4 tRNA genes are annotated in these 623 nt (G+C 47.8%); all 4 read left to right on the top strand.

The features are described from left to right. Nucleotides 1–88 precede the first annotated feature (88 nt). The 4 genes from CRG97_RS28225 to CRG97_RS28210 all read left to right on the top strand — a co-directional run bounded on the left by CRG97_RS28225 (nucleotide 89) and on the right by CRG97_RS28210 (nucleotide 492). Nucleotides 89–164 (top strand) — tRNA-Asn (locus CRG97_RS28225). A gap of 5 nt (nucleotides 165–169) precedes the next feature. Beyond that, nucleotides 170–261: transfer RNA gene (locus tag CRG97_RS28220), tRNA-Ser, on the top strand. Between the two features lie 16 nt (nucleotides 262–277). Then, nucleotides 278–352, top strand: a tRNA-Glu gene (locus tag CRG97_RS28215). Between the two features lie 64 nt (nucleotides 353–416). Further along, nucleotides 417–492, top strand: a tRNA-Val gene (locus tag CRG97_RS28210). Nucleotides 493–623 lie beyond the last annotated feature (131 nt).

Here is a 623-nt window from a genome sequence, read left to right as displayed (position 1 = left end):
GAGGGCTTATCCAAAACATATTTCAATGTGTTGCAAATTCGTTTCGTATCTAGTTTTCAGGTGATCAATCACTTGAATTAAATATTGTTCCCTGATAGCTCAGTTGGTAGAGCACTCGACTGTTAATCGAGTTGTCACAGGTTCGAGTCCTGTTCGGGGAGCCATTTATGGAGAGGTGTCCGAGTTGGCCGAAGGAGCACGATTGGAAATCGTGTAGGCGCCAAAAGCGTCTCGAGGGTTCGAATCCCTCTCTCTCCGCCATTATTATTTCAAGCAAGGCCCGTTGGTCAAGGGGTTAAGACACCTCCCTTTCACGGAGGTAACAGGGGTTCGAATCCCCTACGGGTCACCACTTTCTTTAAAAAAACACTTGCTTCTTATATCAGATTTTGGTATGATTAAAGTCGCTTTGTTACGGAGGCTTAGCTCAGCTGGGAGAGCATCTGCCTTACAAGCAGAGGGTCGGGGGTTCGATCCCCTCAGCCTCCACCATGATTTATCCCCAAAAAAGTGAAGCACATGCTTCGCAAGTAATTCCGATTACTTTTCGGGGACCCCATATAAGCAACCCTTTTAATGACGCGGGGTGGAGCAGTTCGGTAGCTCGTCGGGCTCATAACCCG

The sequence above is a fragment of the Paenibacillus sp. EZ-K15 genome (assembly GCF_002573715.1).
Classification (GTDB): Bacteria; Bacillota; Bacilli; order Paenibacillales; family Paenibacillaceae; genus Paenibacillus_AQ.
The sequence above is the reverse complement of the archived record's forward strand: the minus strand, read 5'-3'. Positions and strand labels throughout refer to the sequence as shown.